Annotated in this window: 1 rRNA gene; it reads right to left on the reverse strand. The window is 53.0% G+C overall.

The annotated features are described in order from the left end of the window. Nucleotides 1–732, reverse strand: a 23S ribosomal RNA gene (locus tag C6H66_RS25440); the annotation flags it as partial.

Consider the following 732-nt stretch of genomic DNA (forward strand, 5'->3'; position numbering starts at 1 on the left):
CTTTCGGGGAGAACCAGCTATCTCCCGGTTTGATTGGCCTTTCACCCCCAGCCACAGGTCATCCGCTAATTTTTCAACATTAGTCGGTTCGGTCCTCCAGTTAGTGTTACCCAACCTTCAACCTGCCCATGGCTAGCTCACCGGGTTTCGGGTCTATACCCTGCAACTCATTCGCCCAGTTAAGACTCGGTTTCCCTGCGGCTCCCCTATACGGTTAACCTTGCTACAGAATATAAGTCGCTGACCCATTATACAAAAGGTACGCAGTCACCCTGATTAATCAAGGCTCCCACTGCTTGTACGTACACGGTTTCAGGTTCTCTTTCACTCCCCTCGCCGGGGTTCTTTTCGCCTTTCCCTCACGGTACTGGTTCACTATCGGTCAGTCAGGAGTATTTAGCCTTGGAGGATGGTCCCCCCATCTTCAGACAGGATTTCTCGTGTCCCGCCTTACTCGTCGAACTCACAGCCATACCATCTTCGAGTACGGGGCTGTCACCCTCTCTCGCCGGCCTTTCCAGACCGTTCCTCTGATGCTATGGCTGATGCTGGTTCTGGGCTGCTCCCCGTTCGCTCGCCGCTACTGGGGGAATCTCGGTTGATTTCTTTTCCTCGGGGTACTGAGATGTTTCAGTTCCCCCGGTTCGCCTCATTAACCTATGGATTCAGTTAATGATAGTGCAACGCATTGCACTGGGTTTCCCCATTCGGACATCGCCGCTATATCGCTTC

This window comes from Photorhabdus hindustanensis, assembly GCF_002968995.1.
Taxonomy (GTDB): domain Bacteria; phylum Pseudomonadota; class Gammaproteobacteria; order Enterobacterales; family Enterobacteriaceae; genus Photorhabdus; species Photorhabdus akhurstii.